This is a genomic window from Candidatus Lokiarchaeota archaeon (assembly GCA_014730275.1).
In the GTDB taxonomy this organism is placed as follows: Archaea; Asgardarchaeota; Thorarchaeia; order Thorarchaeales; family Thorarchaeaceae; genus WJIL01.
Genome location: WJIL01000036.1, coordinates 1 through 2,742 on the forward strand (window position 1 = coordinate 1; position 2,742 = coordinate 2,742).

The window sequence follows — 2,742 nt, forward strand, 5'->3', positions numbered from 1 at the left end:
CATGAGGGACGGAAAAGCATTAGATTTGATGTACAGAGTTTCGCCGTATGGGTTACCTCTTACATTCTTAGAAGTAAAGGGCGTAGAATCGGCTGTTTGTTCTCTAATGGGCGCCTTGCTCAACACAGTACCTACTTGTTCTGTTCTTACTGAGCCCAGTGGAGATTGTTCATATGCTGTAGTTCGCTGTGCAAAGAATGACAGAAAAGAACTATTGAAGCATATTATAAGCAGTGAATATGAGGTCCGAATGTCAAAGGTTTCAGCGTTTAGAGCATTCACCTACCGATTCTTCCAGCGAATAGTTACCGAAGAAGGTTGGGATAATGACGTAAACGAGCTCCTTTCACAGAAATTTCTTTATTGACTGCTTTGGACTGTTATTCATCGATGAACCTCTAATCCGGTCAATATCGTTCTACTCAATCCAATTTAAGCCACCATCTTGTATTTTGACATCTTTTGGGATAGATTGATAAAATCCATGAAGATATCCTTGCGATTCGACCATGCTTTCGTCTGGGTAAGTGATGAGCTGTTTCGCTATACTTCATTTTGAGGTGAAGTATATTGGATCCAGAGATGCCTGATCAACCCTGGTGAACCGCTGAACGCGTACGAAAAGGGGGTAGCTTCTCCCCCTTTTTCCCTATGGAATCACAGATATTCAATAAGATTTGAGATCTATTATCTCGCAAACTGAATTCTTGCATCTAATCTTTTAGATATCCTAGCTTTGATGCTCCTCTCTCAACATCTTAATCTCGTTTTGATTGGGATAGTGCCGCCGCTCATATGGTATACTGCTACACGATAAACAATGATGACCCAAATAGAGATAATTTTGGAACCGCCTAGATTGAATACAGCAAGAAGGTATCAACGGTAACCTTCATCGTTGGTTTAGCAGACACCTCAAAAGGTTGTGAATGCTAGCTAGCCCATGGATTGGCAAATCTTCCTGTCTTTTCATCATAAAGGCGTCTTGGAAGAGTCATCGTATACGAATTCTCCGACAGCATTCTGCCAAGGAAATATTTTACATTCATTTCCTCAAAGTATTCAGTTAGGATTCCTTGGAATATATCCGAGCGGTATCTTGGCATTCGGATAATTGACCAGAGCGCGCCATCAGATTCATTGCTGTAGATTTCGCAGTAAACAGAAATTGAGAGAAGATGATTGCATATTTCCTCTATTCTGTCATTCCCCGTCACAGCAAGAAGAACGCCATCCTGCAGCCCGCTGAAGCAGAGCTTGGGATGATAGCATCTTTCAACAATCTGATTGTCTAACAGCCTTTTTCTGTATCGCCTCTCAGAGCGCGATGGAAACTCAAGAAGCTCTAGAAACAGATCTCTTGAGGCATCATCTCCCAAGTATGACATGAGAATTCCTAGGAGTACTGTTTCACCAGTTTTCAGGTGTACCTTTTCATCATACGTGTTGAATTCCTTCAGAAGCCATCGCTCTTTATTGCCTTCAACGGGTTCTGGCTTCGGTTCATAGGGTTCGAAAAGCCACTTTTTGCCATCCCAGAGATCGAGCCGGAAGGAGAGTACTCCACGAGTCGCAGTGAAATGTACTGCACCCTCCTGCAAATCGCTTTGCTCAGGACCGCTGCTTTCTCGAGGCTCGACATACAAGAAGAAACCAGGATGGTCTGAATCCACCATTTCGTATGCTCTTACGAGGCCAGCATTCCAGATTCGAGGACGTAGGTTTGGCGTCAGCATGCATCTGTATCTAAACCCGAGCGCTGCTATTTCAGGTATGAAGCGTTCAGTTATCAAGAAGGATAGTTCTTCCAAGAAACGACTAGCATCACGCTTGGTGCACCCAGTTTCCTTGCGGATTAGACTGTATGTTATGTTACTCTGCTCTTCTGTGCTCCAAACCTTCTCAACTACCTGTAATAACGCAGGGTGTTGAAGTGCATTGAAAGACTGTCTTAGCTCCTGCAATAACTTCTTGTTATCGTATTCTGCGGCAGCGTCCGGTAGCACATCACACCTTGGCCAGAGAGTCCGTGCAAATCCACTGTAGTTCAGTTCTGCTAGTTTATCGATTGATACGTAGTTTTCGAGCGCACTACTCCAATCCAGTTTCTCTCCACAGGATACCGCGTACTCATGCAGTGCAATTATTCCTCTGGTTACAATATTCAACCCGGGGGCTTGGTATAGATACTCTTGCGGTGATTTCTTGTGGTCGAACTCCTCTAAACGACGGATCAGGTAGTCGAGGTCGCTTATGTCAATTGGAAGGTTGCATGTTCCAAGATTCGATTTTACGTCGATTTTGATTGGTAGAATGTCTTCTAGGGAGGTTGATGTGTCTTTCACAATGTTGTGTTTTGGAACAGGTTGTAATCCCATGTAGTTCTCAAATTTTCCCCAATCAAGATCATCTTGGAATTGAGCGGCGTTAATCCCAGCGTATATTCGCTCATCGGTAAACCAGTACGGTTCAGCATGATTCGGTCCTAGATTGTTCAACCAATCTAGAGTTGCTACTCGCAATGCATCCTATCCTCCAAGTATAGAGAAACGATATCCAATAAAATCTATTCGTGTTAGAACATGATTATGATCAAGTGGACCTTGAAATTGCACTTTGTCTGCAAAAACATCCCATTTTCAGCCAAAAAGCGGGAAAACACGGCCAAGCGATTTCAATATAAGCAATATGAGAACTTTATACGATTTTTGAAGAACTTAGAAGAAGAATGAATATGTTGGA

Annotated in this window: 1 protein-coding gene; it reads right to left on the reverse strand. The window is 43.0% G+C overall.

Annotated elements, in window-relative coordinates; all coding sequences use genetic code 11:
• Window positions 1-932 precede the first annotated feature (932 nt).
• Complete coding sequence (locus GF309_04700) at window positions 933-2,522, reverse strand: hypothetical protein (GenBank protein MBD3158067.1); 1,590 nt, start codon at window positions 2,520-2,522, stop codon at window positions 933-935.
• Between the last annotated feature and the right edge of the window lie 220 nt (window positions 2,523-2,742).